Source organism: Agrococcus sp. UYP33, assembly GCF_054060915.1.
Window position 1 is genome coordinate 1,005,898 of sequence record NZ_JBSSDR010000001.1, and the last position, 23,288, is coordinate 1,029,185.

Here is a 23,288-nt window from a genome sequence, read left to right on the forward strand (position 1 = left end):
CCGCGGCATCAGTCGTCGTCGCGACTGCCTGGCGGCCAGCCCTCCTCCTCGGCGTCGGTGAAGTCGCTCGTGAAGCTCCAGCGGGCGTCGACCGCCTCTCCGGGCACCGTGTCGGCACCGTCGTCGACCGGCGGGATGCCCGCGGATGCCGGGTCGACGGGCGCCTCGTCGGCCGGCGAGACGGTGTACGGCTCGACCCGCTCGCGCCACGCGCCGGTCGCCTGGGGCAGCTGGTCGTCGCGCGAGGCGTAGGGGTCGACGTGGTCGCGACCGGGCGCGGATGCCGGCGGCAGGTCGTGCGCGCGCGACGCGTAGGGCTCGACGTGATCGGGCGTCACGGGTCCGCCGGCGGGCAGCGGGTCCTCCCGCGAGGCGTACGGCTCGACATGGTCGGGCGTCGGGGCGGACGGCGGCGGCAGTGCGTCGTCGCGCGACGAGTACGGCTCGACGCGATCGCGCCACCCGTCGCCGGCCGCGGCGCCGCCGAAGTCCTCGTCGACGAACGGCGACGCATCCGCGCCGTCCGGCGGTGCGTGCGACGATCCGGTGTCCGGTCGCACCTCGTGCGCATCCGTCATGGTGACCTCCCATCGTTCCCGGGGCGGGCTGCTGAAGCTCACGGCGAAGGGGTGCTCGGTGGTCGCCGGCGCCTGCGGCGCCTCGAGCGCGACGCCCTGGGCGTCGGCGCGCGTGCCGCAGACCGGGCACTGGAGCGCGGCGACGCGGCCGTCGTCGTCGACGTCGATGACGCATCCGCCGATCACCACGTCGCCCGCGTCCTCGACGTCGGCGATCGTGCCGTACCCCCACACGATCTCGCGCATGGGGGTGCCGCAGCTCGGGCACCTCGGCGACGTCGCCATGCCGCCACGCTAGTCCGTGGGCGGTCGTCCGCCTAGGGCCAGGGTCAGACGGCGGTCGCCGCCGCGGCGGCGCGCGCCGCGCCCGGCAGCGCGTCGACGATGCGGCCGAGCGCCGCCTCGTCGTGCGCGGCGGTCACGAACCACGCCTCGAACACGCTCGGCGGCAGGCTCACGCCCGCGTCGAGCATCGCGTGGAAGAACGGCGGGTAGCGGAAGGCGTCCTGCGCCTTCACCTCGTCGAAGTTCCGCGGGGCGCCGTCGCGGAACGCGACCGAGAACAGGCTGCCGACGCGCGAGATCGCGTGCGCGACGCCCTCCGCCCGCAGGGCGTCCGCGAGCGCATCGGTGATGACGTCGGCCGCGTGGTCGAGCCTGCGGTAGACGTCGTCGGTCGCGAGGCGCAGCGTCGTGAGGCCGGCCGCGACCGCGACGGGGTTCCCCGACAGGGTGCCCGCCTGGTAGACGGGGCCGAGCGGCGCGAGCAGCTCCATGAGGTCGCGGCGACCGCCGAGCGCGGCGAGCGGCATGCCGCCGCCGATGACCTTGCCGAAGGTCAGGAGGTCGGGGGCGTCGTCGCCCGTCCACTGCTCGAGCCCCCACATGCCGGAGCGGTGCACGCGGAAGCCGGTGAGCACCTCGTCGCTGATGAGCAGCGCGCCGTGGGCGTGCGCCGTGCGGGCGAGGAAGGCGTTGAAGTCGCCGTCGGGCTCGACCAGGCCCATGTTGGCGGCGGCCGCCTCGACGATGATCGCGGCGATCTCGCTGCCGCGCTCGGCGAAGAGCTGCTCGATCGCGCCGCGGTCGTTGTAGGGCACGACGACCGTCGTGGCCGCGACGGCTGCGGGGATGCCGGCCGAGCCGGGCATCGCGAGCGTCGCGAGGCCGGAGCCGGCCGCGACGAGCAGGCCGTCGGAGTGGCCGTGGTAGTGCCCGTCGAACTTCACGAGCAGGTCGCGGCCGGTGGCGCCGCGCGCGAGCCGGATCGCGGTCATCGTCGCCTCGGTGCCGGTGGAGACGAGCCGCAGCCGCTCGACCGGGCCGACGCGCCGCTCCACCTCCTCGGCGAGCAGCGCCTCGGCGGGCGTCGAGGCGCCGAACGAGAGTCCGTGCGCGGCGGCGTCCTGCACCGCCTCGACGACCTCCGGGTGCGCGTGGCCGAGGATCGCCGGCCCCCAGCTCGCGACCAGGTCGACGAGGTCGCGGCCCTCGGCGTCGGTCACGTGGGCGCCCTTCGCGCGCACGAGGAACGCGGGTGTGCCGCCGACCGAGCCGAAGGCGCGCACGGGGCTGTTGACGCCGCCCGGGATCGCGAGCTTCGCCCGCTCGAACAGCTCGGCGTTCGTGCTCATCGTCCTGCTCCCGTCGTCGGCGCGCCCAGTCCGTGGGTGCCCAGCAGCTGCGCGTGCTCGATCGCCCAGTACGTGAGCACGACGTCGGCGCCCGCGCGCACGATGCTCGTCAGGCTCTCGGCGATCATGCGGTCGCGGTCGATCCAGCCGTTCGCGGCGGCCGCCTCGACCATCGCGTACTCGCCGGAGACCTGGTAGGCCCACACCGGCACGTCGGAGGCCGCGGCCACGTCGGCGAGCACATCGAGGTAGAGGCTCGCCGGCTTCACCATCACGATGTCGGCGCCCTCGGCGATGTCGAGCAGCGCCTCCCGCAGGCCCTCGCGGCGGTTCGCCGGGTCCTGCTGGTAGGTCTTGCGGTCACCGGTGAGGCTCGAGTCGACGGCCTCGCGGAAGGGACCGTAGAGCGCGGTCGCGTACTTCGCCGAGTAGGCGAGGATCGCCGTGTCGAGGTGACCGGCCGCGTCGAGCGCGGCGCGCACGTGCTCGACCTGGCCGTCCATCATGCCGCTGAGGCCGAGGATCTGCGAGCCGGCCTCGGCCTGCGCGATCGCCATCGCCGCGTAGCGCTCGAGCGTCGCGTCGTTGTCGACCGCGCCGCGCTCGTCGAGCACGCCGCAGTGGCCGTGGTCGGTGAACTCGTCGAGGCAGAGGTCGGTCTGCACGACCGTCGCATCGCCGAAGCGCTCGGCGAGGAAGCGCGTCGCCACGTTGAGGATGCCGTCGGGGTCGGTCGCGCCGGAGCCCACCGCATCCTTCGCCGTCGGCACACCGAAGAGCATGATGCCGCCGACGCCCGCGGCGATGGCGCGCTCGACCTCGCGCGCCGCCGAGTCGAGCGTGTGCTGCACCTGCCCGGGCATCGAGCGGATCGCGCGGGGCTCGTCGATCCCCTCGGCGACGAACATCGGGAGCACGAGCTGCGCCGGGTGGATGCGGGTCTCGGCCACGAGGCGGCGCATGGGAGCGCTCTGCCGCAGCCTGCGGGGGCGGAGGGTGGGAGGCATCCTCCCAAGGGTACTCTCGCGCTGCAGCCGAGCGCTGTCGGGCGTGGGCTACCGGTCGAGCGCGCGGTGCAGCGCCGCAGCCTGGTGGCGGTGTCCGACCGCCTCGTAGCCGACGATCACGACGAGCGGCGCACAGGCCGTGAGGACGATGCCCGTGCCCATGCTCGCGCCCGCGACGACCGCGAGCACCGCGGCCACGAGCGTTGCCACGCTGAGCGCGAAGAGCAGGATGTGGAACCGGTCGAGCTCGCGCAGCAGCAGCGAGTAGATCGCGAACAGCGCGATGAGGAACACGCCGACCGGCACGGCGACGGTGACCATCGCCGCCACGTGGTCGATGTGCGCCACGCCCTGGATCTCGTACGCCGCGACGTGCAGGCCCGCGCCGGTCGCCGCGATCGAGCCGAAGATCACCAGGTGCCCGTACCCCCAGGTGAACCCGCGCTCGCGGAACCGATGCAGCACCTTCCCCGACGGCATCGTGAAGTAGACCCACCACATGCAGAACGCGAGCGCCGTGCCGCCGAAGGCGACGAGCCCGGCCTCGACGCTCCACCCCTGCTCCTCCACGACGGCCGAGATCGCGAGGATGGTGCCGAGGATGACCTCGCCGATGGTGATGATGACGAGCAGGGCGTAGCGCTCGGCGATGTGGTGCGCGTGCCACGGCGTGCTGCCCACGCGGCGCTCGATCACGTACGGGCCGAGCAGCTCGAGGGTGCCGAGCACCACGAAGATCCCCAGCATGACGGGCAGTGCGGGGTTGATGACGATCGTCGTCGCCCAGCCGACCTGGATGAGCCCGATGACACCCGCGTAGGCGAGCGCGGATCGACGCCGCGCCGGCGCGTGGCGCGCGACCCGGAGCCACATCGCGACGGTGGCGACGCGCATGATCACGTAGCCGCCGACCAGCACGCCGTTGTCGAGATGCTCGCCCTCGTCGATCGAGTGGAACGCGGGTGGGAGCCCGAGGGCGAGCACGAGCACGCCGATCATCTGCACCATGGTCGCGACGCGGAAGAAGATGTCGTCGTTGTCGAACGCCGAGGCGAGCCACGAGTAGTTGATCCAGGCGAGGCAGATCGCGAAGACCGCGATCGTGAAGCCGATGATCGCCGGGACGACGTGCCCGATCTCCAGCAGGTGCGCGGCCTGGGTCCCTGCCTGGCTGAACGCGACCACGAAGGTCAGGTCGAAGAGCAGCTCGAGCGGTGTCGCGCTGCGGTGCGGCTCATCGGGGTCGCGGCCGACCATGCGCCGCAGCCGGTGATCGAGCGGCGGGTGCGCGGACGCCCCCACTCCGGCTCCGGCTCCCGCTTCGAGGGGATGCGGCTGGCTCCCGGTCATGCTGCTCCCCTCCGTCGGCGCGCGGCCGGCGCCGGTCGCATCATGCTGGCATGCGCCGGGGCTACCCGCTCGTGTCGGCGGTCCGGCGGTCGACCGACACCGCGGACTCGGACGCGGCCCAGCTCGCGAGCAGGCGCAGCGCCCCGTCGGACGCGGAGCCCGGCTCGGCGGTGAACGCGATCAGCTGGAGCCCGCGCTCGGTGCTGACGTCGAGCGCCTCGAACGAGAGGTCGATCTCGCCGACGAGCGGATGCGTGACCGCCTTCACTCCCGTCCGGTGCTCCCGCACGTCATGCGACGCCCACAGCGCGCGGAACGTGTCGCTGCAGGTCGCGAGCTCGCCCACGAGGTCGCTGAGCTCGCGGTCGCGCGGGGCGCGCCCGGCCTCGGCGCGCAGCAGGGCGACGATCTGCTGGGCCGCGTCGTCCCACTGCCGGTAGAACCGGGGGGCGCGCGGGTCGAGGAACAGGTAGCGGGCGAAGTTCGCCGGCTGGCGCGGGCTGTCGAAGAGCTCCGAGAACAGCGCGCGACCCAGGGCGTTGACGCCCACGACGTCGAGACGTCCGTTCTGCACCACCACCGGGATGCCGTGCATCGCGTCGAGGAGCTGCTGCATGCCGGGCCGGATCGACTGCGTCCGGGGTCGTGCCCGCCGCCGCCCGGGAGCGGCGCCGTCGTTCGCGGCGCGCACGAGGTCGTGGAGGTGCTGGACCTCGGCGTCGTCGAGCCGCAGGGCGCGGGCGATGCCCTCGAGCACCGACTCCGAGACGCCCGTCGCGTTGCCGCGCTCGAGGCGCACGTAGTACTCGACGCTCATGCCGGCGATGAGCGCGACCTCCTCGCGACGGAGGCCCGCGACGCGGCGACGGCCGCCAAAGTCCGGCAGCCCCACGTCGGCAGGGGTGAGCCGCGCCCGACGGGTGGTCAGGAACTCGCGGATGTCGTCCCGGATGTCCATGGGGACGACGCTAGGCCACCCCCGGCACCCGAGGGAGGTACGGCCAGTGACCCTATCGACCGGGTCTCCCTCGGGCCGCGGCGCGCACGTTGACTGGGGGCATCCGCAACGGACACCGGCCGCTGGGCCGTCACCCGAGAGAAGGAAGCACCCACCATGGCTGACCCCAAGGTCTGGCTCATCACCGGCGCGAGCCGCGGCATGGGCATCGACATCGCCCACGCAGCGCTCGCGGCAGGGCACGCCGTCGTCGCGACGGGCCGCGACGCGCAGCGCGTCACCGCCGCCCTCGGCGAGCACGACCGCCTGCTGGCGCTCGCGCTCGACGTCACCGACCCCGCATCCGCCGAGCGCGCCACCGCCGCCGCGGTCGAGCGCTTCGGTCGCATCGACGTGCTCGTCAACAACGCGGGCAACTTCTACGCCGGCTACTTCGAGACCCTCAGCCCCGAGCAGGTGCGCGCGCAGATGGAGACGAACTTCTTCGGCCCGCTCAACGTCACGCGCGCGGTCCTGCCGGTCCTCCGCGCGCAGCGCTCCGGCCAGATCATCACGGTCACGTCGACCGCGGGCTTCGTCGGCGGCGGGTTCACGTCGGCCTACGCCGCCTCGAAGCACGCCCTCGAGGGCTGGATGGAGTCGCTCGCCGAGGAGGTCGCGCCGTTCCGCATCGAGACCATGTCCGTCGAGCCCGGCTTCTTCCGCACCGAGCTGCTCGTCGAGGGCTCGTCGACCCTCTGGCCGGAGCTCGAGATCGAGGACTACGCCGAGGGCACCGCGCAGACCATCGAGGCGTGGCGCGGCATGCACGGCACGCAGGCCGGCGACCCGGCGAAGCTCGCCGCGGCGCTCGTGACCCTGTCCGACGGCGGCGCGCTCCCCGGCCGCTTCATCGCAGGGGCAGACGCCATGGCCGGGATCGAGCAGAAGCAGGCGACCGTGCAGCAGCAGATCGACGCCCACCGCGAGCTCTCCGCCTCGCTCTCGCACGACGCCTGACACCCCTGACACCACCACGGCCGAGCGCTGGGCCAAGCCCACCGCATAGGCCCCAACCGGAGGAGCACCACCATGCAGACCGCACGACTCGGAGGCCTCGAGGTCTCCCGCATCGGCCTCGGCGCCATGACCATGGCCGGCACCTACACGTCCGAGGGGGCGCTCGACCACGACGAGTCCACCCGCACCATCCACCGGGCGCTCGAGCTCGGCGTCACGCACATCGACACCGCAGAGGTCTACGGGCCGTTCCTCAGCGAGGAGCTCGTCGGACGCGCCGTCGCCGGCCGCCGCGACGACGTCGTCATCGCGACGAAGTTCGGGCTCGTCTCCCACCGCGACGGCGCCGAACCCGCGGTCGGTCGGATCGACAGCCGGCCGGAGAGCATCCGAGCCGCGGTCGAGGGCTCCCTCCGTCGCCTCGGCACCGACAGGATCGACCTGTACTACCAGCACCGCGTCGACCCCGCCGTGCCCATCGAGGACACCATCGGCGCGGTCGCGGAGCTCGTCGCCGCGGGCAAGGTGCTGCACCTCGGGCTCTCGGAGGCGTCGGCCGAGACGATCCGGCGGGCGCACGCCGTGCACCCGGTGACGGCGCTGCAGACGGAGTACTCGCTCTGGACGCGCGATGTCGAGGCCGAGATCCTGCCGGTGCTGCGCGAGCTGGGCATCGGCTTCGTGCCCTACTCGCCGCTCGGGCACGGGCTGCTCGCGGGCAGGATCCGCAGCGTCGACGACGTCGCCGACGATGACTGGCGCAAGACCAACCCGCGGTTCACCGACGCCAGCTTCGCACGCAACCTCGCGCTCGTCGACGAGGTCACCGCGATCGGCGCCGAGATCGGTGCGACGCCGGCACAGACCGCGCTCGCCTGGATCCTGTCGCGCGGCGACGACATCGCGCCGATCCCCGGCACCCGCCGCGTGGCGCGCGTCGAGGAGAACACCGCGGCCGACGGCATCAGGCTCTCGCCTGACCAGATCGCGCGGCTCGAGGCGCTCGAGCCCGCAGCAGGCGCGCGGCACGACGACGCGAACATGGCCTCGATCGACCGCTGACGCGCCGGGCGCTCAGGCGATCTCGACGACCTCCACCTCCGCGTCCCGGGAGGCGTAGCGGAGCGGCATGCCGGGCCGGTCCACGGCGAACCAGAACGTGCTGGCGCCGTCGTCCCGTTGCACGTCGTACCGCAGGCAGTCGACCTCGCCGACCGCGAGCCGGATGCGCTCGTGCGTCACGGTCGTCGCCGCCTCCGGGAAGGCGGCGTGCGCCTGCAGCTCGCGCCAGGTGACGCGCGAGGTGCGCGGGTCGTCGACGGGCGTCCCCGACGCATCCGTCACGACCTGCGAGAGCGCGCAGCCGTCCGCGTCGCCGTCCTGGAAGCTGTCGCAGTGGTAGGTCGTGCGGCCCTCGAGCCGGGTGCGCACGAGCAGCCTGCGGCCGTCGGGATTGCCGGCGCGGATCTCGTCGGCGGTGAACGGCGTCGGCGCCAGGTCGGGGCCGAGCACGTGCGGGTCGCTCACGCGCCGAGCTCCGCGTCGACGGCGTCGGCGAGCGCGAAGATCACGGGCCAGCCGCCCTCCGAGCTGTTGCCGAGCACGCTCACGGTCGTCCGGCTCGCGACGAGGTGCGTCGAGCGGAAGGAGGCGCCGGCGTCGTAGCCCTCGAGGATGAGCGCGTCGTGGGTCGGGTGCAGCCAGAAGCCCATGCCGTACCGCTTGCGCTCGTCGGGCACGTCGAAGCGCGGCCGGATCATCGCCTCGACGCTGCCCCGCGACACGATGCGCCCGTCGAGCAGCGCGAGCCAGAAGCGGTGCAGGTCGGCGGCGGTCGTGAACGCGCCGCCGTCGCCGTTGCCGAGCACCGGCAGGTGCAGCGTGTTCACGAGGTCGCCCGCGTCTGCCACGTAGCCGGGTGCCGCATCCGCCGGCAGGTCGTTGAGCGGCAGGAAGCCGGTGCGCTCGAGGCCCGCCGGCTCCAGCACGAGCCGGCGCACCACGTCGTGGTAGCCCTCGCCCGTCACGCGCTCGAGCAGCACGGCGAGCACCATGTAGCCACCGTTGCAGTACGAGAACCGCTCACCCGGCGGGCGCTTCTGGTCGTGGCCGTCGAGCATCGGCAGGAACGCCGCGGCGCTCGTGAGCTCGTGCGACGGCACCGTGAGCACGTAGTCCTCGGGCTCCCAGTCGGCCTCCTCGTCGAGGTAGTCGCCGATGCCGGACGTGTGGGTCAGCAGCTGCTCGATCGTGACGGCATCGTCGATGCGGGGCAGGTCGTCGCCGAGCAGCTCGCGCACCGGCTGGTCGAGGCGCAGGCTGCCGTCCTCGACGAGGCGCATGACGGCGAGCGCGGTGAACGCCTTGCTGCCGCTCGCGATCGCGATGCGCGCCTCCGGGATCATGGGCACCCGCAGCGCCCGGTGCAGGTGGCCCTCGCAGCGCTCGAGCGTGCGCCGGTCGCCCACATCGATCGCCGCGACGCCGGTGAACGCGTGCTTCGCGACGGCGGTGTCGAGCGCCTCAGGATCCACGTGCATGGCTGCTCCCTCGTGCTGGTCGGATCGTACGCCGGTCAGGCCGGCCGGTCGATGAGCCGGCCGCCATGGATCGTCCACCGGCGCGTGAGCCCCAGGCGCTCGAGGAACGCGGCGTCGTGGCTCACGACCACGACCGCTCCCTCGAAGGCCGTGAGCGCATCCACGAGCCCGTCGATGCTGTCGAGGTCGAGCGAGTTCGTCGGCTCGTCGAGCAGCAGCAGCTGCGGCGGCGGGTCGGCGAGCAGCAGCCGCGCGAGCGCGAGCCGGAAGCGCTCGCCGCCCGACAGCTCGCGCACGCGCTGCTCGGCGCGCGCACCGCGGAAGAGGAACCGCGCGAGCTGCGCCCGCACCTCCTGCGGCGGCCGCGTCGGCGCCGTCTCGCGCACCGCGTCGACGAGCGTCGCGTCGCCGTCGGCGAAGCGGATGCGCTGCGGCAGCATCGCGGTCTGCCGGATGCGGTGCGTCACCTGGGCGACCGGATCCGGCCGTCCGGGTGGCGGCTCGACGCCGGCGATCGCGTCGAGCAGCGTCGTCTTGCCCGCGCCGTTCCCGCCCGTGAGCGCGATGCGCTCGGCGCCCCGGACGAGCACCTCGCCGGCGCTCGTGCGCAGGGCGAGCACATCGCGGCCGGGCGGCACGCGCGTGCCGGGCAGGTCGATGCGGATCGACCGGTCGTCGCGGAGCCGCTCCTCGGCCAGCTCGAGCGCCGCCTCGGCGGTCGCCTCCCGCCCCTCGTGCAGCGCCTTGGACCGGGCGCTCGTGCGCTCCGCTCTGCGCTGCAGTCCGCCGGCGACGATCTTCGGGATGCCGCCCGCCTGGCCCGCGCGGCGGCCGGCCGCCTCGGCCTTCGACCGCTGCTCCGCGGCGTCGAGGCGATCGCGGCGCTCACGCCGGACGAGCTGCTCGGCGTCGCGCAGCGCATGCGCGGCCGCCGCCTGCTCCGCCTCGATCGCGCTGCGGTAGACCGAGTAGGGGCCCTCGAAGGAGCGCAGGGCCGACCCGTGCAGCTCGGCGATGCGGTCGAGCCGCTCGAGCAGCTCGATGTCGTGGCTCACCACGAGCAGCGAGCCGCGCCACGCCGAGACCGCGTCGTGCAGGCGGCGGCGCGCGGCGGCATCCAGGTTGTTCGTGGGCTCGTCGAGCAGCGCGATGTCGGCGCGCTGCAGCCGGATCGCAGCGAGCCCGACGAGCACGGCCTCGCCGCCGGAGAGCGCGGCGATCGGGCGCCGCAGCAGCGCCTCGTCGCCGGCGAGGCCGAGCGCGGACAGCTCGCCGAGCGCCTCCGCCTCGACGCCCCAGCGGTCGCCGACGACGTCGAAGTGCCGGGTGGCGACGTCGCCGCGCTCGATCGCGGCGACGGCGTCGAGCACCGGGCGGATGCCGAGCGCATCCGCGACGGTGCCGGGACCGAGGCCGAGCTGCTGCGGCAGCGTCGCGACGCTGCCGTGCACGACGAGCTCGCCAGAGACTGGCTCGAGCCGGCCCTCGATGAGCCCGAGCAGCGTCGACTTGCCGGCGCCGTTGCGCCCGACGATGCCCGTGCGGCCGTGGCCGAGCGCACCGGAGACGCCGGGGGCCCCGAAGACGCCGGTGCCGTCCGGCCAGTGGAAGGTGACGCGCGAGAGCGCGATGACAGGGTGTGCCAAGAGAGATCCTCCGAGAGCGGATGAGCGCTGACGGATGCGTCGACGATGCGTGGTCGTCGGGTCAGCGCGCTGTCGCGGCTCCGCGGATCTCGGTCATCTCGGCTGCTTCCTGGCGTGGGGCGTCGGCGCTGACACCGCCGACGATTGCGCGAGCGATGCTACGCGCTCGAGCGGCCCCGCGCATCCCCCAGCTGATGGCAGCGCCGCCTCCCCCAAGCGATGACGCCGTACGAGGTCCGCTCGGCCGGACGTAGCATGCGCCCATCGGCGGCGGACGCCGCCGCAATCGAAGGAGAAGACGATGCTGCACATGCGTGTCCTCGATCGGCTCGAGCCGTGAGGACCCGTCTCAGGAGCGCCATCGTGGCGCTGCTCGCAGCCGGAGCGCTCGTCGCCGCTCCGACCGCCGCGGGAGCCGCGGGGCACACGCCCTCGGCCTACAACCGCGATCTGGCCGAGCTCCGCACCTCGATCGCGCAGTACCACAACACCGATCACGCGATGGCGGACGGCTACCTGCCGCCAGAGGAGGGCACCCTGCTCGACGCGTGCTTCACCCTGCCGGACGCCGGCATGGGCGTGCACTGGGCGGACTGGTCGCTGTACGACACCACCGTCGAGGTCGGCGCACCGGAGCTGCTCGTGTACGAGCCGATGCGCAACGGCAGGCTGCGGCTCGTCGCGGTCGAGTACATCGTGCCGCAGGCCGAGTGGGATGCGGAGCACGACGACCCGCCGATGCTCTTCGACCGCGTCATGCAGGTGGTGGCCCCGCCCGGGACACCGCCGTTCTATGCGCTGCACGCCTGGGTGTTCAAGCACAACCCGTGGGGCATGCACGCCGACTTCAACCCGAACGTCACGTGCCAGTACTGGGAGGGCTGAGCTGAAGGGAGCGGGGCGGCTGCCGAGCCGCCCCGCTCCTGGCGTCCGGGCGGCGCCGCGGCAGCGCGGTCGCGCGGCACTGGGGCTACCGTCGAGGCATGGACGATGCGCCCGACGACCTGGACGCGCTCGTCGCGCGCGTGCCGCTCGGCTGGAGCCGGCATCGCATCGACGGGCGCGCCTGGGGCGTCACGCGGGTCGACCGCGCCGGCGGCCGGGCGAGCACGATCGACGGCGAGGAGCTCGGCGGTGCGCGGCGGATGAGCGCGAACGTCTGGCGCACCCGTGCCGGCACGCTGCTGCGGCCGTGCGAGATGCCCGCCGAGCAGGTGCTCGAGGTGCTGCGGGCGATCGACGAGCCGCCGGCCTGACGCAGCCCCGGTCAGACCTCGTGCTCGGTGACGTCGGCGACTTGCGCGTGCAGGTAGGCGACGAGCGCGTCGCCGTCGACCGTCGCCGCGACGCCGTGCTCGCCGCCGCCGATCGACACCCGGTGGCCGAGCACGCGCTCGTCGGCGACGATCGGCAGCGGCGTGGTCGTGCCGAACGGCGTGATCGTGCCGCGCCGGAACCCCGTCACCGCGAAGGCGGCGTCGGCGTCGGGCATCGACAGGCGGCTGACGCCGAGCAGCTGCCGCAGCTTCGGCCAGGCGATCGTGCGGTCGCCCGGCACGAGCACGAGCAGGTGGTCGCCCTCCCCGCGGCGCACGACCATCGTCTTGATGACCTCGGCGGGGCTGACCCCGCGGGCCCCGGCCGCCTCCGCGAGCGACGACACCCGACCGTGGCGGGTGATCTCATGCTCGAGCCCGGATGCGGCGAGCGCCTCGAGCGCGGGGTTCGTGTCGGCCATGCCGTCAGGCTATGCCGGTTCTCGACGTCGCGGGTGGTGGTACGAGGCGATATCGCCGGTGTGCGACCACCCGCGACGTCGAGGATTCAGCCGGTGGCGGCGACGAGGGCGGCGACGAGCGCCTGCGCGTTCGGGCGCTGCGCGATGCCCGCGACCTGCAGCCCGTACTTGCGGCAGTCCTCCGCCGTCTGCTCGCCGATCGCGATGATGCGGGTCTCGGCCGCGAGGCCGAGCCGCGCGACCTGCTTCGCGACAGACCCCGAGGTGACGAGCACCGCGTCGATGGGCGTCTCTGCGGGCTCGACGGCGGTGAGCACCGCGTCGTGGGCGCCCTGCTCCGTGACGTGGTCCCTGTCCTGCTGCTCGCGGGCGTCGCGCTCGGCCGCCTCGGGGCCCTGCGCGGCCTGCTGCTCCTGCGCGTCCGCCCTCGCGGGGTGGGCCGGGGCGCCGATGATCGGGATCGCGCCCGTCTGCGTGGTGACGGCCTCGACGAGCTGCTCGCCCGACTCGAACACCGGCACCGTGCGGTAGGCGACCACCTCGGTGACCTGCATGCCGTGCTGGCGGAGCCCGCTCGCGATCGTCGGGCGCGCGTCGAGCGCGTGCGGCCAGAGCACCCGGCCCTCCCGGATCGGCCACTCGTCGACGAGGCCGGCCGCGGACTGCCGCGTGGGGATGAACGCGACCGGCACCCCGCGCTCGCGCAGCGATGCGGCCGTCACGGAGCCGACGGCGGCGACCTGCACGGAGGACGGCACGCGTGGCAGCACCCGCACGGTCGACTGGCTCGTGACGACCAGCCAGTCGAAGCGGCCCTCCGCCAGCTGCCCGAGGATCTGCTGCAGCCGCTGCTGGTCCTCGGCGGGCTCGATCTGCACGAGCGGCAGGATGAGCGGCTCGAGGCCGGCATCGGTGACGAGCTCGGCCACCTCGTCGCCCCAGGTGCCGCCTCGGGGGATCAGGACGCGCATGGGTTCCTCCGGGATCGGTGGTGGGTGCTCCGCATCCTCGCAGACCCAGCCGGGCTCGTGGTCACGGCCCGTCGTCGACGGGGTGGTCGGTGCGGGCGGTCGCTCGCCGCCCGGGACTACGCCCTGGCGGCCTGCACGAGGTCGGCCGCGCCGCCGTCCAGCAGCTCGGTCACCGCACGGTCGGCCACGTCGCGCGCGGCCTCCTCGAGCTCGGACGCCCTGGTCGAGTCGAGCGTGTAGGCGTGGGATGCCGCCACCCGGCTCGAGCCGTCGGTCGCGTACGCGATCGCCGAGAGGAAGAGCATGCCGTCGGCGACCTCCGCGTGGGCGGCGAGCGGCGCCGCGCATCCCGCCTCGAGCCCCGCGAGCACGCGCCGCTCGGCATCGACCGCGGCGCGCGTCGGTGCATGGTCGGTCTTCGCGACCGCCGCTCGCGCCGCGTCGTCGCCGTCGCGGATCTCGACCGCGAGCGCGCCCTGCGCGGGCGCGGTCGGGAAGTCGATGAGGTCGAGCACCTCGGTCGCCCGGTTCTCGAGCCCGAGCCGCTTGAGCCCCGCGAGCGCGAGCACGACCGCGTCGAGGTCGCGCTCGCCGGTCTGCGGGTCGCCCTGCGCGCGCGCGAGCCGCGTCGGCACGTTGCCGCGGATGTCGACGACCTCGAGATCGGGCCGCGCGACCCGCAGCTGCGCCATGCGGCGGGGCGAGCCGGTGCCCACCTTGGCGCCCTCCGGCAGGTCCGCGAGCGTGAACCCGTCGCGCGCGCACAGCGCGTCGCGGGCGTCCTCGCGCTTCGTGACGGCCGCGAGCTCGATGCCGGCGGCGGGCGCGGTGGGCAGGTCCTTCATCGAGTGCACGGCGACGTCGACGCGGCCGTCGAGCAGCGCATCCCGCAGCGCCGAGACGAACACGCCGGTGCCGCCGAGCTGCGACAGCGACGAGCGGTCGGTGTCGCCCTGCGTCGTGATCTCGACGATCTCGACCTCGCCCGCGAAGCGGGCCGCGAGCGCCCTGGTCTGCGCGAGCGCGAGCGCCGAGCCGCGCGTGCCCACCCGGATGGTCACGGCTGCAGCCCCGCGATCGCCGGCCGGAACCCGAGCCGCGGGTTCTCGCAGCACCCGGGACGGCAGACGTCGTACCAGGTGTGGATCGAGGTGACCGCCTTGCGCTCGGCCTCCGGCCGGCCCTCGAGGCGCTCCTGCACGAGGTCGACGAGCGCGCCCACGTACTGCGGGTCGATGCCAGGGGTCGGCGCGCGGCGCGCCCACAGCCCCGCCTCGGTGGCCGTCTCGATGGCCTCCTCGTCGAGGTCCCACATGACCTCCATGTGGTCGCTCACGAAACCGAGCGGCACGATCACGATGGCCTTGCGCGACTCGAGCGCCTCGATCGCGTCGTTGATGTCGGGCTCGAGCCACGGCTGCGACGCGGGGCCGGAGCGCGACTGGTAGACGAGCTGCCACGCGATGCCGGGCGCCGCCTCCGCCATCACGTGCTCGGCGGCGGCGAGGTGCTGGCCCTCGTACCCGCCGCCCGGTCCCCACTCGTGCAGGTCTGGGGCACCGGAGCGCTCGGCGTCGGCGGTCGGGATCGAGTGGGTCGCGAAGAGCACCTCGATCTCGGCGTCGGCGAAGCCCGCCTCGCGCGCCTCGGCGACGGATGCGCGCACGCCGTCGACGAAGGTCGCCAGGAAGCCCGGGTGGTTGAAGAACTGCCGCACCTTGTCGATCTGCATCGACGCCTGCAGGCCGGTCGCCTCGAGCGCATCCGCCCAGTCCTCGCGGTACTGGCGGCACGACGAGTAGGAGGAGTAGGCCGAGGTGGGGATGGCGATCAGGCGCGTCGCGCCCGCGTCGGCGGCCTGCTGCAGCGCCTCGTCGAGGTAGGGCGCCCAGTTGCGGTTGCCCCAGTAGACGGGCAGGTCGACGCCGGCCGCGGCGAGCGCGCCTTCGAGCGCCGCCTTGAGCTCGCGGTTCTGCTCGTTGATGGGGCTCACGCCGCCGAAGTGGCGGTAGTGGCCCGCGACCTCCTCGAGGCGCTCGTCCGGGATGCCGCGGCCGCGCGTGACGTTCCGGAGGAAGGGAATGACGTCGTCCTGCCCCTCCGGGCCGCCGAAGCCCGACAGCAGGATGCCGTCGTAGGCGACCGGCTCCTCCACGTGCTCGGGGCCTGCCTGCGCGGCCGGGCTCGCGCTCGGCACGGCGGCACCCGGCTCGAGGTGCACGGAGGTCGCCGCCGGCGCCTTCGTCTCGCGCCGCTGCGGTGCCTGCTGCTCCGCCTGCTGCTGCTCGCTCTGCTGCTGCTCTGCCTGCTGCTGCACGGCATTCGATGCGGACGTGCCGCAGCACCCACCGCCGCAGCAGCCGCCGGTCGTCGTCGTGTCGCTCATGCGAGCACCTCCTCGATCTCGTCGGCCGCGATCCGGCGGCCCGTGAAGAATGGGATCTCGTCGCGCACGTGCATGCGCGCCTCGACGGCCCGCAGCTCGCGCATCATGTCGACGAGCTCGGTCAGCTCGTCCGCCTCGAGCGGCAGGATCCACTCGTAGTCGCCGAGCGCGAACGCCGAGACGGTGTTCGCCACGACGCCGCGGTAGGCGGCGCCCGCGCGGCCGTGCTCGGCGAGCATGCGGCCGCGGTCCTCGGCCGGCAGCAGGTACCAGTCGTACGAGCGGTTGAACGGGTAGACCGTCACCCACTGCTTCGGCTCGATGCCGCGCATGTAGCCCGGCACGTGGCGCTTGTTGAACTCGGCGTCGCGGTGCACGCCCATCGCGCCCCACGTCTGCGTGGTGCCCGCGAGCTCGCGGGTGCGGCGCACGCGGCGCACGGCCGCCTGCAGCGCCTGCGGCTCGACGGCGGCGCCGGGCGCCCCGTGCATCCACACCATCACGTCGGCGTCGTGGCGGAGCCCCGAGACGTCGTAGATGCCGCGGACGACGATGCCCTCGCGCTCGAGCGCGGCGATCTCGTCCGCCAGCGACGTGCCCGCGGCCGACGCGCCGTCGGCGGTCGTGCCCCGGCGGTGGACGCTCCAGATCGTGTAGCCGTCGTCCTGCTGCTCGGTGTCCTGCTGCTGACCGGCCTGCTGCGGCGTGTGCTCGCTCATGCGTCTCCTCGCTCGTCTGCGTCTCGTGCTGGGGTGGCGGATGCGGCGGGCGCCGCCGCGTCCGTCTCGTCGTGCGCGGCGGCCGCATCGGGGGCCACCTCGTCGGTCCACGGTGTGCCCGGCACCGCGAAGCGCTCGCGGCGGATGCCGAGCGCCGCCCGCCGCGCGTCCGGCACGACCTGCGCGAGGCCGGTGCCGGCGACCGCGGCGCCGACCAGGAACAGGTTGGCGTGCGCGTCGGCCGCGTCGCGCAGCGCCTGCTGGCGGCCGCGCGCGCCGACGACGGTGGTGGGCTGCCCCTGCTCCCACCGCACGCGCGCGCTCGCGACCGGCTCGGGGAGGTCGCGGCCGAGGATCGCGCGCGCGTCCCGCAGCGCGAGCGCCGCGGCCGCGTCGTCGTCGAGGCCCTCGGTCGCAGGGGCGGCGGCGCCGGAGCCGTACGACAGCCGCACGACCTCGCGGCCGTCGGCCGCCTCGCGCAGCCACGGCCACTTCGCGCTCGCGTGCGTGAGCGCCTTCGCCCGGATGCCCGGGGCGTCGGCCGCGACGAGCACGCCCGTGCCGCGCGGGTCGCCCGAGATCGCGCCGGGCGGGAGGACGAGCGTGACGAGCTCGACCGTGACGCCCGCCGCGTCGGTCGCGAGCGGCGCGAAGCCGTCGAGCCCGCCCAGCACGCGCAGCGCCTCCGGCTCCGGCAGCGCGACGACGAGCGACGACCCGGCGAAGGCACCCGCGTCCGTCTCGACGGCCCAACCGGTCGGCGTCGGGGACGCCGAGGTCACGCGCACCCCGGTGCGCAGGTCGGCGTGGTGCGCGCGAGCGCGCTCCGCGAGCGCGGCCGTGATCCGGTGGACGCCCCCGCGGATGCCCTGCACCGCCGAGCCGGGCCGCTGCGCGTTGCTCGGCGCGGCGTCGCCCCGCGCAACCGCGGCGGCGCGCTCCTCGAGCACGACGGCGACGGCGCCCGAGAGCGAGCCCGCCTGCGTGAGCGCGTTGTTGAGTCCCGGCGCGACCGTCGCGACGTCGAGCCGCTCGACGTCGGCGGAGTAGACGCCGCCCGCGAGCGGCGCCACGAGCCGGTCGAGCGCCTTGCGCCCCATGCGGCGCCGCACGAGCGGGCCGAGGGCGTCGTCCTTGCCGATGCGCAGCACCGGCATGAGCCGATCCGCGTAGGCGCGGATGGCGCCGCCCCAGCCGAGCGCGTCGATGACGTCGCGCGCGAGCGGCGACGAGGGGATGCCGAGCAGGCTCGCCTTCGGCAGCGGCACCGCGCGGTCGCCCAGCTGCAGCCACGCACCCGCCGGGTTCGGCGACACGATGTCGTCGGCGAGGCCCAGCTCCGCAGCGAGCTCGGCGACGGCGCCGCCGCGGGTGGCGAACGACTCGGCGCCGGCGTCGAGCGCGAGCCCCGCGACCTCGATACCGGTGGCCACGCCGCCCAGGCGATCCGAGGCCTCGAGCACGAGCACGCGGTAGCCCCGTCCGGCGAGGTCGTGCGCGACGGTCAGGCCACCGGCGCCCGCGCCGACGACGATCGAGTCCCATCGCTGCGCCTCGGGCAGCGGGGTCTCCGGCAGCGAGCCCTCGGGCAGCGGGGTCGCGTCCGCCTGCCCAGCGTCAGCGGTCACCGCGCGTGCACCGCCTGCACGATGCGCGTCAGCACATCCGGGTCGGTCGACGGCGGCACGCCGTGGCCGAGGTTGAAGACGTGCGCGCGGGCGACGGAGCCGGCCATCATCACGTGGTCGATCGCCGCCTCGACGATCTCCCACGGGGCGCCGAGCACGGCCGGGTCGAGGTTGCCCTGCACCGTCACGTCGGAGCCGATGCGCTCGAGCGCGACGTCGAGCGGCACGCGCCAGTCGACGCCGACGCAGTCGACGTCGAGGTCCATCGCGCCGTAGAGCTCGCCCGCGCCGACGCCGAAGTGCACGAGCGGCACCCGACGCCCGGATGCGTCGACGAGGTCGCGCACGGCGTCGAGCGCGATGCGCGAGGCAGGCGCGACGTGCTCGCGGTACTGCTCGAGCGGCAGCGAGCCCGCCCACGAGTCGAAGAGCTGGGCCGCGGAGGCGCCCTCCTCGACCTGCGCGCGGAGGAAGCGGCCGGTGACGTCGGCGGTCCAGCGCGCGAGCCGGTCCCAGGCATCCGGGAACGCGCGCATGAGCGTGCGCGCCTCGAGGTGGTCCTTCGAGGGACGCCCCGCGACGAGGTAGGCGGCGAGCGTGAACGGGGCGCCCGCGAACCCGATGAGCGGGGTCGAGCCGTCGCCGATCGCCGCGAGGCCGGCGACCGTCTGCCGCACGCCCTCGCGCACCGGCTCGAGCGCGGTGTCGAGCGCTGCCGGGTCGAGCGAGACGAGCCGCTCGACGTCCTCCGGCGTGCGGATCGGCTGCGCCACCACCGGGCCGACGCCCGGCTCGATCTTGACGTCGACGCCCGCGAGCCGCAGGGGCACCATGATGTCGCTGAAGAAGATGGCGGCGTCCACGCCGTGGCGGCGCACCGGCTGCAGCGTGATCTCGCTCGCGAGCGCGGGGTCGAGGCACGTGTCGAGCATGTCGCGCTCCGGGCCGTCGGTGCGGCGGCGCAGCTCGCGGTACTCGGGCAGCGATCGACCGGCCTGCCGCATGAACCAGACGGGGGTCACCGCGGGGCGGTCGCCGCGGTACGCCCGCACCAGCCCGGACGAGCCGGTGCGGGTGCTGAGCGGGTGGTCTTCGCGGAGAGCAGGCATCCCCTCCATCATCCCACCTCGTACGTGGGGCCGCGCCGTGCGCGCTCAGCCGTGCGCGTCGACCTCCGGCTGCTCGATGCGGCGCACCTGCACGCGCACCGCGGCGTCACCCCAGTCCTCCGGCAGCGCGTCGCGCACCGCGCGGGCGACCTCGGAGGCCACGACGCGCGAGTCGTCGACCTCTGCCACGCCAACGCTCACGGCCACGCGTCGGGGCAGCAGCGTGACGTGCGCGAGCACGCTCGACGGCGCCGCCCGGCCGGCCACGGTCGGCACGGCGCGGTAGGCGCGCGCGACGCTCGGATGCGCGGCGACCGCCGCGTCGACGAGCTCTGCCACGCGCTGCGGGCTCTCAGGCATCCAGCACCCCCGCGTCGAAGACGTCGTCGATCACCACGTCGATCTCGCGCACCGGCGCCGGCGCGTGCGCCGCGAGGGCGGCGACGATGGCGGCGCGCACGGCGTCGGCCCTGGCGCGCATGGGCGAGCCGAACCGCACCCCGATGGTGACGCGCACGTGCAGCGCCGGCGCCTCGTCGATCCGCAGCTCGACGCTGCCGACGAGCACGTCGTCGACCTCGTCGCCCGCGCGGCGGACGAGCTCGCGCAGCGCCCCCTCGGTGACGGTCGTCTCGGTGCGGTCGTCGATGGCCTCGAGCGGCAGGTCGCGGCCGGCGCGCACCTCGTCCCGCACCACGGCCAGCACGCGGTCGACCCATCCGGCGTCGACCGCGCCCGACTCCTCGACGACGAGCGCCCGCGTGAGGCGCGACAGGCGCTCCATCGACGCGAGCATGGCGCGGCACTCCGCGTCCTCCTCGATGGCGGCGACCCGCGGCGACCTGCCCGCGTCGAAGTAGGCGGACAGCTGCTCGAGCGTCCGGCCGGATCCTCCGATCGTGTCGTCCATGGTCACCTCCACTCTGCCATCGCCGCGAGGACCGCACCCCGGGCGCGTGCCAGGCGACCGCGCACGGTGGCGGGGCTGACCTCGAGCCGCGCCGCGATCTCGTCGTAGGAGAGCTCCGCCATCTCGCGCAGCAGCCACACCTCGCGCTGGTCCGCGGGGAGCGCCGCCAGCACGTCGCCGAGCGCTCGCGTCGCCGCCCTGCCCTCGGCGACGGCGTCCGGCTGCGGCGAGGTCGCCGGGCCCTCCTCGTCGGGCAGCGGCTGCACGTCTCGGCGCGCCCGCGTGCGCAGCACGTCGGTCGCGCGCCTCGCCACCGAGGTCGCGAGCCAGGAGCGGACGCGCGCGGGCTCGCGCAGCTCGTCGAGCTGCCGCCAGGCGGTGACGAGCGCCTCCTGCACGACGTCGTCGGCGTCGCTCGAGCCGCCCAGGTAGCGGGTGGCGAACGCGATGAGGAACGGCGAGTGCCGCCGCACGAGCACGGCGAACGCCCGCTCGTCGCCGTCCTTCGCGCGCTGCGCGAGGAGTGCGTCGGGTGCCGTCTCCAGCTGCACGCTCATCTGCTCGGAGCGTAGCCGGAGTCGCCGCGAGCGGCGTCCGCGACCCGATCCACGATCCGCGGAGGCGATCCGTGACGAATCCCTCGCTCGTGACGTCACAGTCACGGAGGGCGGATCCGCCCCCGGAATCGGAGGACAGCATGAGCAGCACCACACCGACCGACGGGCTGAAGGCCGACGGCGTCCAGGGCACGACGACCGTGGTCGACCCCGTCGTCGCCAAGATCGCCGGCATCGCCGCGCGCGAGGTGCCCGGCGTGCACGCGCTCGGCGGCGGCGCGGCGCGCGTGGTCGGCGCCGTCCGCGACGCGCTCGGGCAGAGCGACCTCGGCCAGGGCGTGCGCGTCGAGGTCGGCGAGCACCAGGTGGCCGCCGACGTCACGATCGTCGTCGCCTACCCCGAGCAGCTGCACATCGTCGCCGAGAACGTGCGCCGCGCGGTCAGCACCGCGATCGTCGAGCTCATCGGCATGGAGGTCGCCGAGGTCAACGTGACCGTCTCCGACGTGCACATCCCGGGCGAGGACGACGAGCCCGACGAGCCGCGCGCCGCATGAACGCCATCACGATCGGCGTCCTGACCGGCCTCGCCCTCGCGGCGCTCGCGCTCGCGTTCGGCTTCGGGGGCTTCCTCCTCGGCCTCGCGCTCGCGGCCCTCGGCGCCCTCGTCGGCGCGGTCGCGACCAGGAGGCTCGACCTGCGGGCGGCTGTCGACGCGGCCCGCGGCAGGAGCGTCGGGTGACCGACGTGCCCGGCGCGATCACGATCGCCCCCCGCGCGCTGCGCGCCACCGTGCGCGCAGCCGCGGCGGAGGCGTTCGGCGCCCCGCGCGCAGACGTGCGCGCCGACGTGGTCGAGCGCGGCCCGGCGCTCGACCTCCGCATCACGACCCCCATCGGCCTCGGCGACGAGACCGTGCTGGCCGCCGCCGAGCGCGCCAGGCGGCTCCTGCTCGACCGGGCCGGCGCCCTCACCGGCGCGAGCCTCGGCACGTGCGAGGTCCGCATCACCGGTTGCTCGGTGCCCGAGCGCTCGCGCGTCCGCTGAGCGCTCCACCCCCCAGGAAGGACACCCCCATGACCCCGCAGCCGAGTTCCCAGGCCGGCGCTCCGGCCCCGGATGCGCGCGAGCTCCGGCGCCTCGAGCGGCGCGAGCTCCACCGGTCGCGCTCCCTCTCCGCGAGCATCGCGCTGTGGCTCACCGCCCTCGCCGTCGCGGCCGTGGCGGCGCTGCTGCTGCTCGAGCGCACGGGCACGACCGTGCCCGGTGCGACGCTGCCGGGGAGTGCGGAGATCGCCTCGCTCGCGGGCGGAGCCGGTGCCGTCGGCATCGCGATCGGCGCTGCCGCCGGGCTCGTCGGGCTCGCGATGCTCATCCTCGCGCTCGCCCCCGGGCGACGCTCCCGGCGAGCGCTGCAGCGCGAGGGCGTGGCGATCGTGGCCGACGACGCCGTGCTCGCGAGCGCCATCTCGCGAGCCGCGGCGCTCGCATCACGGGCGCCGGTCGACCGCACCCGCACGACGCTCGGCAGGACCTCGGCGGAGGTCGCGCTGCGGCCGCCGAGCGGCTTCGCCACCGACACCGCCGCCGCGGACGAGGCAGCGCGCGCGCTCATCGAGGCGCTGCGCCCACGACCGACGGTGCGCGTCGTCGTCCGAGAGGAGCGCGACGCGTGAGCCGCTCGTCGAGGACACTGAACCGGATGCTGCTCGCCCTCCTGGGCACCGCATGGCTCGCGCTGGGCGCGGTCGTGGTGCTCTGGCACGTGCGACCCGACCTCGTGCACGCCGCCCTCTCGCCCGTCGCGGCGACCGCGGCGTCGGTCGACTGGACGATCGTCGCGACCGCGGCGGGCGCAGCCCTCGTGCTGCTCGCGGCGGTGCACGGCGCGACCCGCGGCCGCGGCCGCAGCGGCGACGCGGTGGCCGACCACGGCATCGCCGTCGACAAGCACGCCGTCCGCGACCTGTACCGGCTCGAGCTCGGCTCGATGCCCGACGTGCTCGACGTCGACGTGCAGCCCTGGTGGGCCCGGCGCGGCCGACCCGCGTGGCGCATCGCGCTCCACGTGCGGCACGGCGCACGCCTCGACGAGGTCGTGGAGCGCGCCGCGACCGCCGCCGAGCGCACGCAGCAGCGGCTCGGCGCCCAGGTGCCGATCCTCATCCACGTCAGCGGCGGGCTGCGCGCCGCCGTCGCGACCACCCGTCGCGCCGACTGACCGCTCCTGCGGCGCGTCCGCGCCGCAGCCATCGCGCGATCTCGCGCACCCGATGAAGGAGGCCCGACATGGGCACGGACGACAAGATCAGCAACAAGGCCCAGGAGCTCGGCGGCAAGGCCAAGGAGGTCTTCGGCGCCGCGACCGGCGACGAGCGCCTCGAGGCCGAGGGCAAGGCCCAGCAGGCGAGCGCGAACGCCAAGCAGGCGGGCGAGCACGTGAAGGACGCCGCGAAGGACGCGTTCGGCAAGTGAGGCCGTCGGAGCGGTCCGGGCGAACGCCCGGGCCGCTCCCGTTCGCGGTGGGCGGAGGCGCGCGTGCTCCGCGGGCACCCCTG

At 74.8% G+C, this 23,288-nt stretch carries 28 protein-coding genes; 10 read left to right on the forward strand and 18 right to left on the reverse strand.

The annotated features are described in order from the left end of the window. Positions 1 to 8: 8 nt before the first annotated feature. The 5 genes from ACVWW9_RS04905 to ACVWW9_RS04925 all read right to left on the reverse strand — a co-directional run bounded on the left by ACVWW9_RS04905 (position 9) and on the right by ACVWW9_RS04925 (position 5,527). Positions 9 to 863, reverse strand: a complete 855-nt coding sequence (locus ACVWW9_RS04905; RefSeq protein WP_456514627.1) for a hypothetical protein — start codon at positions 861 to 863, stop codon at positions 9 to 11. A gap of 44 nt (positions 864 to 907) precedes the next feature. Then, entirely contained in the window at positions 908 to 2,212 is a 1,305-nt protein-coding gene (gene hemL / locus ACVWW9_RS04910) for a glutamate-1-semialdehyde 2,1-aminomutase (protein ID WP_456514628.1), read from the reverse strand. Continuing rightward, positions 2,209 to 3,219, reverse strand: coding sequence for a porphobilinogen synthase (hemB, locus tag ACVWW9_RS04915; RefSeq protein ID WP_354257677.1), 1,011 nt, complete (start codon positions 3,217 to 3,219; stop codon positions 2,209 to 2,211). The genes hemL and hemB overlap by 4 nt, the downstream gene beginning before the upstream one ends. 48 nt (positions 3,220 to 3,267) lie before the next feature. Then, the gene (locus tag ACVWW9_RS04920; protein WP_456514629.1) at positions 3,268 to 4,569 is read right to left on the reverse strand and encodes a low temperature requirement protein A; all 1,302 of its coding nucleotides are present in this window, start codon (positions 4,567 to 4,569) and stop codon (positions 3,268 to 3,270) included. A gap of 61 nt (positions 4,570 to 4,630) precedes the next feature. Further along, positions 4,631 to 5,527, reverse strand: a complete 897-nt coding sequence (locus ACVWW9_RS04925) for a helix-turn-helix transcriptional regulator (protein WP_456514630.1) — start codon at positions 5,525 to 5,527, stop codon at positions 4,631 to 4,633. Positions 5,528 to 5,683: 156 nt separating this feature from the next. Here ACVWW9_RS04925 and ACVWW9_RS04930 point away from each other — a divergent pair, with 156 nt between their 5' ends. Together ACVWW9_RS04930 and ACVWW9_RS04935 are read left to right on the forward strand one after the other, a co-directional pair. Further along, the gene (locus ACVWW9_RS04930) at positions 5,684 to 6,526 is read left to right on the forward strand and encodes an SDR family oxidoreductase (RefSeq protein WP_456514631.1); all 843 of its coding nucleotides are present in this window, start codon (positions 5,684 to 5,686) and stop codon (positions 6,524 to 6,526) included. Between the two features lie 72 nt (positions 6,527 to 6,598). After that, a complete protein-coding gene (locus ACVWW9_RS04935) occupies positions 6,599 to 7,588 on the forward strand; it encodes an aldo/keto reductase (RefSeq protein ID WP_354257665.1) in 990 nt (329 codons plus the stop codon). 12 nt (positions 7,589 to 7,600) lie between these two features. Here ACVWW9_RS04935 and ACVWW9_RS04940 read toward each other — a convergent pair whose 3' ends face one another. Genes ACVWW9_RS04940 through ACVWW9_RS04950 form a run of 3 tightly spaced genes read right to left on the reverse strand, consistent with a single transcriptional unit; the run spans position 7,601 to position 10,712 of the window. Further along, positions 7,601 to 8,053 carry a hypothetical protein gene (locus ACVWW9_RS04940; RefSeq protein WP_456514632.1) on the reverse strand — a complete coding sequence of 151 codons (453 nt, stop codon included), beginning with the start codon at positions 8,051 to 8,053 and terminating at the stop codon, positions 7,601 to 7,603. Then, positions 8,050 to 9,066: a serine hydrolase domain-containing protein gene (locus ACVWW9_RS04945; protein ID WP_456514633.1), complete on the reverse strand. Its 1,017-nt coding sequence runs from the start codon at positions 9,064 to 9,066 to the stop codon at positions 8,050 to 8,052. Before ACVWW9_RS04945 ends, ACVWW9_RS04940 begins: the two co-directional genes overlap by 4 nt. Before the next feature lie 35 nt (positions 9,067 to 9,101). Then, positions 9,102 to 10,712, reverse strand: coding sequence for an ATP-binding cassette domain-containing protein (locus ACVWW9_RS04950; RefSeq protein WP_456514634.1), 1,611 nt, complete (start codon positions 10,710 to 10,712; stop codon positions 9,102 to 9,104). Positions 10,713 to 11,075: 363 nt separating this feature from the next. Here ACVWW9_RS04950 and ACVWW9_RS04955 point away from each other — a divergent pair, with 363 nt between their 5' ends. Both ACVWW9_RS04955 and ACVWW9_RS04960 read left to right on the forward strand, forming a co-directional pair. Further along, positions 11,076 to 11,597 (forward strand): hypothetical protein, encoded by a 522-nt coding sequence (locus ACVWW9_RS04955; RefSeq protein ID WP_456514635.1) that lies wholly within the window; start codon positions 11,076 to 11,078, stop codon positions 11,595 to 11,597. Between the two features lie 98 nt (positions 11,598 to 11,695). Continuing rightward, positions 11,696 to 11,968 carry a hypothetical protein gene (locus ACVWW9_RS04960; RefSeq protein ID WP_456514636.1) on the forward strand — a complete coding sequence of 91 codons (273 nt, stop codon included), beginning with the start codon at positions 11,696 to 11,698 and terminating at the stop codon, positions 11,966 to 11,968. Positions 11,969 to 11,979: 11 nt separating this feature from the next. Here ACVWW9_RS04960 and ACVWW9_RS04965 read toward each other — a convergent pair whose 3' ends face one another. The 10 genes from ACVWW9_RS04965 to ACVWW9_RS05010 form a co-directional block, all read right to left on the reverse strand. Beyond that, positions 11,980 to 12,450, reverse strand: a complete 471-nt coding sequence (locus ACVWW9_RS04965) for an aminoacyl-tRNA deacylase (RefSeq protein ID WP_456514637.1) — start codon at positions 12,448 to 12,450, stop codon at positions 11,980 to 11,982. Positions 12,451 to 12,536: 86 nt separating this feature from the next. Then, positions 12,537 to 13,421 (reverse strand): uroporphyrinogen-III synthase, encoded by an 885-nt coding sequence (locus tag ACVWW9_RS04970; protein ID WP_456514638.1) that lies wholly within the window; start codon positions 13,419 to 13,421, stop codon positions 12,537 to 12,539. A 116-nt stretch (positions 13,422 to 13,537) separates the two neighbouring features. Further along, on the reverse strand, positions 13,538 to 14,482 hold the full coding sequence (gene hemC / locus ACVWW9_RS04975) for a hydroxymethylbilane synthase (protein ID WP_456514639.1): 945 nt from the start codon (positions 14,480 to 14,482) through the stop codon (positions 13,538 to 13,540). Next, positions 14,479 to 15,807: a ferrochelatase gene (locus ACVWW9_RS04980; RefSeq protein WP_456514640.1), complete on the reverse strand. Its 1,329-nt coding sequence runs from the start codon at positions 15,805 to 15,807 to the stop codon at positions 14,479 to 14,481. The genes hemC and ACVWW9_RS04980 overlap by 4 nt, the downstream gene beginning before the upstream one ends. After that, the gene (hemQ, locus tag ACVWW9_RS04985) at positions 15,804 to 16,526 is read right to left on the reverse strand and encodes a hydrogen peroxide-dependent heme synthase (RefSeq protein WP_456514641.1); all 723 of its coding nucleotides are present in this window, start codon (positions 16,524 to 16,526) and stop codon (positions 15,804 to 15,806) included. The genes ACVWW9_RS04980 and hemQ overlap by 4 nt, the downstream gene beginning before the upstream one ends. Next, positions 16,523 to 18,154 carry a protoporphyrinogen oxidase gene (gene hemG / locus ACVWW9_RS04990; protein ID WP_456514642.1) on the reverse strand — a complete coding sequence of 544 codons (1,632 nt, stop codon included), beginning with the start codon at positions 18,152 to 18,154 and terminating at the stop codon, positions 16,523 to 16,525. The genes hemQ and hemG overlap by 4 nt, the downstream gene beginning before the upstream one ends. Beyond that, positions 18,151 to 19,263, reverse strand: a complete 1,113-nt coding sequence (gene hemE, locus ACVWW9_RS04995; protein ID WP_456514643.1) for a uroporphyrinogen decarboxylase — start codon at positions 19,261 to 19,263, stop codon at positions 18,151 to 18,153. Before hemE ends, hemG begins: the two co-directional genes overlap by 4 nt. 45 nt (positions 19,264 to 19,308) lie before the next feature. Next, a complete protein-coding gene (locus tag ACVWW9_RS05000; RefSeq protein ID WP_354257635.1) occupies positions 19,309 to 19,623 on the reverse strand; it encodes a hypothetical protein in 315 nt (104 codons plus the stop codon). Continuing rightward, positions 19,616 to 20,173 carry a hypothetical protein gene (locus ACVWW9_RS05005; protein WP_456514644.1) on the reverse strand — a complete coding sequence of 186 codons (558 nt, stop codon included), beginning with the start codon at positions 20,171 to 20,173 and terminating at the stop codon, positions 19,616 to 19,618. Before ACVWW9_RS05005 ends, ACVWW9_RS05000 begins: the two co-directional genes overlap by 8 nt. Before the next feature lie 2 nt (positions 20,174 to 20,175). Further along, positions 20,176 to 20,730: an RNA polymerase sigma factor gene (locus ACVWW9_RS05010; RefSeq protein ID WP_456514645.1), complete on the reverse strand. Its 555-nt coding sequence runs from the start codon at positions 20,728 to 20,730 to the stop codon at positions 20,176 to 20,178. 140 nt (positions 20,731 to 20,870) lie between these two features. Between ACVWW9_RS05010 and ACVWW9_RS05015 the strand changes: the two genes are divergently transcribed. From ACVWW9_RS05015 to ACVWW9_RS05040, 6 genes are all read left to right on the forward strand, one after another. Continuing rightward, a complete protein-coding gene (locus ACVWW9_RS05015) occupies positions 20,871 to 21,287 on the forward strand; it encodes an Asp23/Gls24 family envelope stress response protein (RefSeq protein ID WP_456514646.1) in 417 nt (138 codons plus the stop codon). Further along, positions 21,284 to 21,472, forward strand: coding sequence for a hypothetical protein (locus ACVWW9_RS05020; protein WP_354257623.1), 189 nt, complete (start codon positions 21,284 to 21,286; stop codon positions 21,470 to 21,472). Before ACVWW9_RS05015 ends, ACVWW9_RS05020 begins: the two co-directional genes overlap by 4 nt. Continuing rightward, on the forward strand, positions 21,469 to 21,777 hold the full coding sequence (locus tag ACVWW9_RS05025; RefSeq protein ID WP_456514647.1) for a hypothetical protein: 309 nt from the start codon (positions 21,469 to 21,471) through the stop codon (positions 21,775 to 21,777). Before ACVWW9_RS05020 ends, ACVWW9_RS05025 begins: the two co-directional genes overlap by 4 nt. Positions 21,778 to 21,806: 29 nt before the next feature. Beyond that, positions 21,807 to 22,406 (forward strand): hypothetical protein, encoded by a 600-nt coding sequence (locus ACVWW9_RS05030; protein ID WP_456514648.1) that lies wholly within the window; start codon positions 21,807 to 21,809, stop codon positions 22,404 to 22,406. A gap of 26 nt (positions 22,407 to 22,432) precedes the next feature. Next, positions 22,433 to 22,951, forward strand: a complete 519-nt coding sequence (locus tag ACVWW9_RS05035) for a hypothetical protein (protein WP_354257614.1) — start codon at positions 22,433 to 22,435, stop codon at positions 22,949 to 22,951. Between the two features lie 68 nt (positions 22,952 to 23,019). Further along, positions 23,020 to 23,205, forward strand: coding sequence for a CsbD family protein (locus ACVWW9_RS05040; RefSeq protein ID WP_354257611.1), 186 nt, complete (start codon positions 23,020 to 23,022; stop codon positions 23,203 to 23,205). The last annotated feature ends 83 nt before the right edge of the window (positions 23,206 to 23,288 follow it).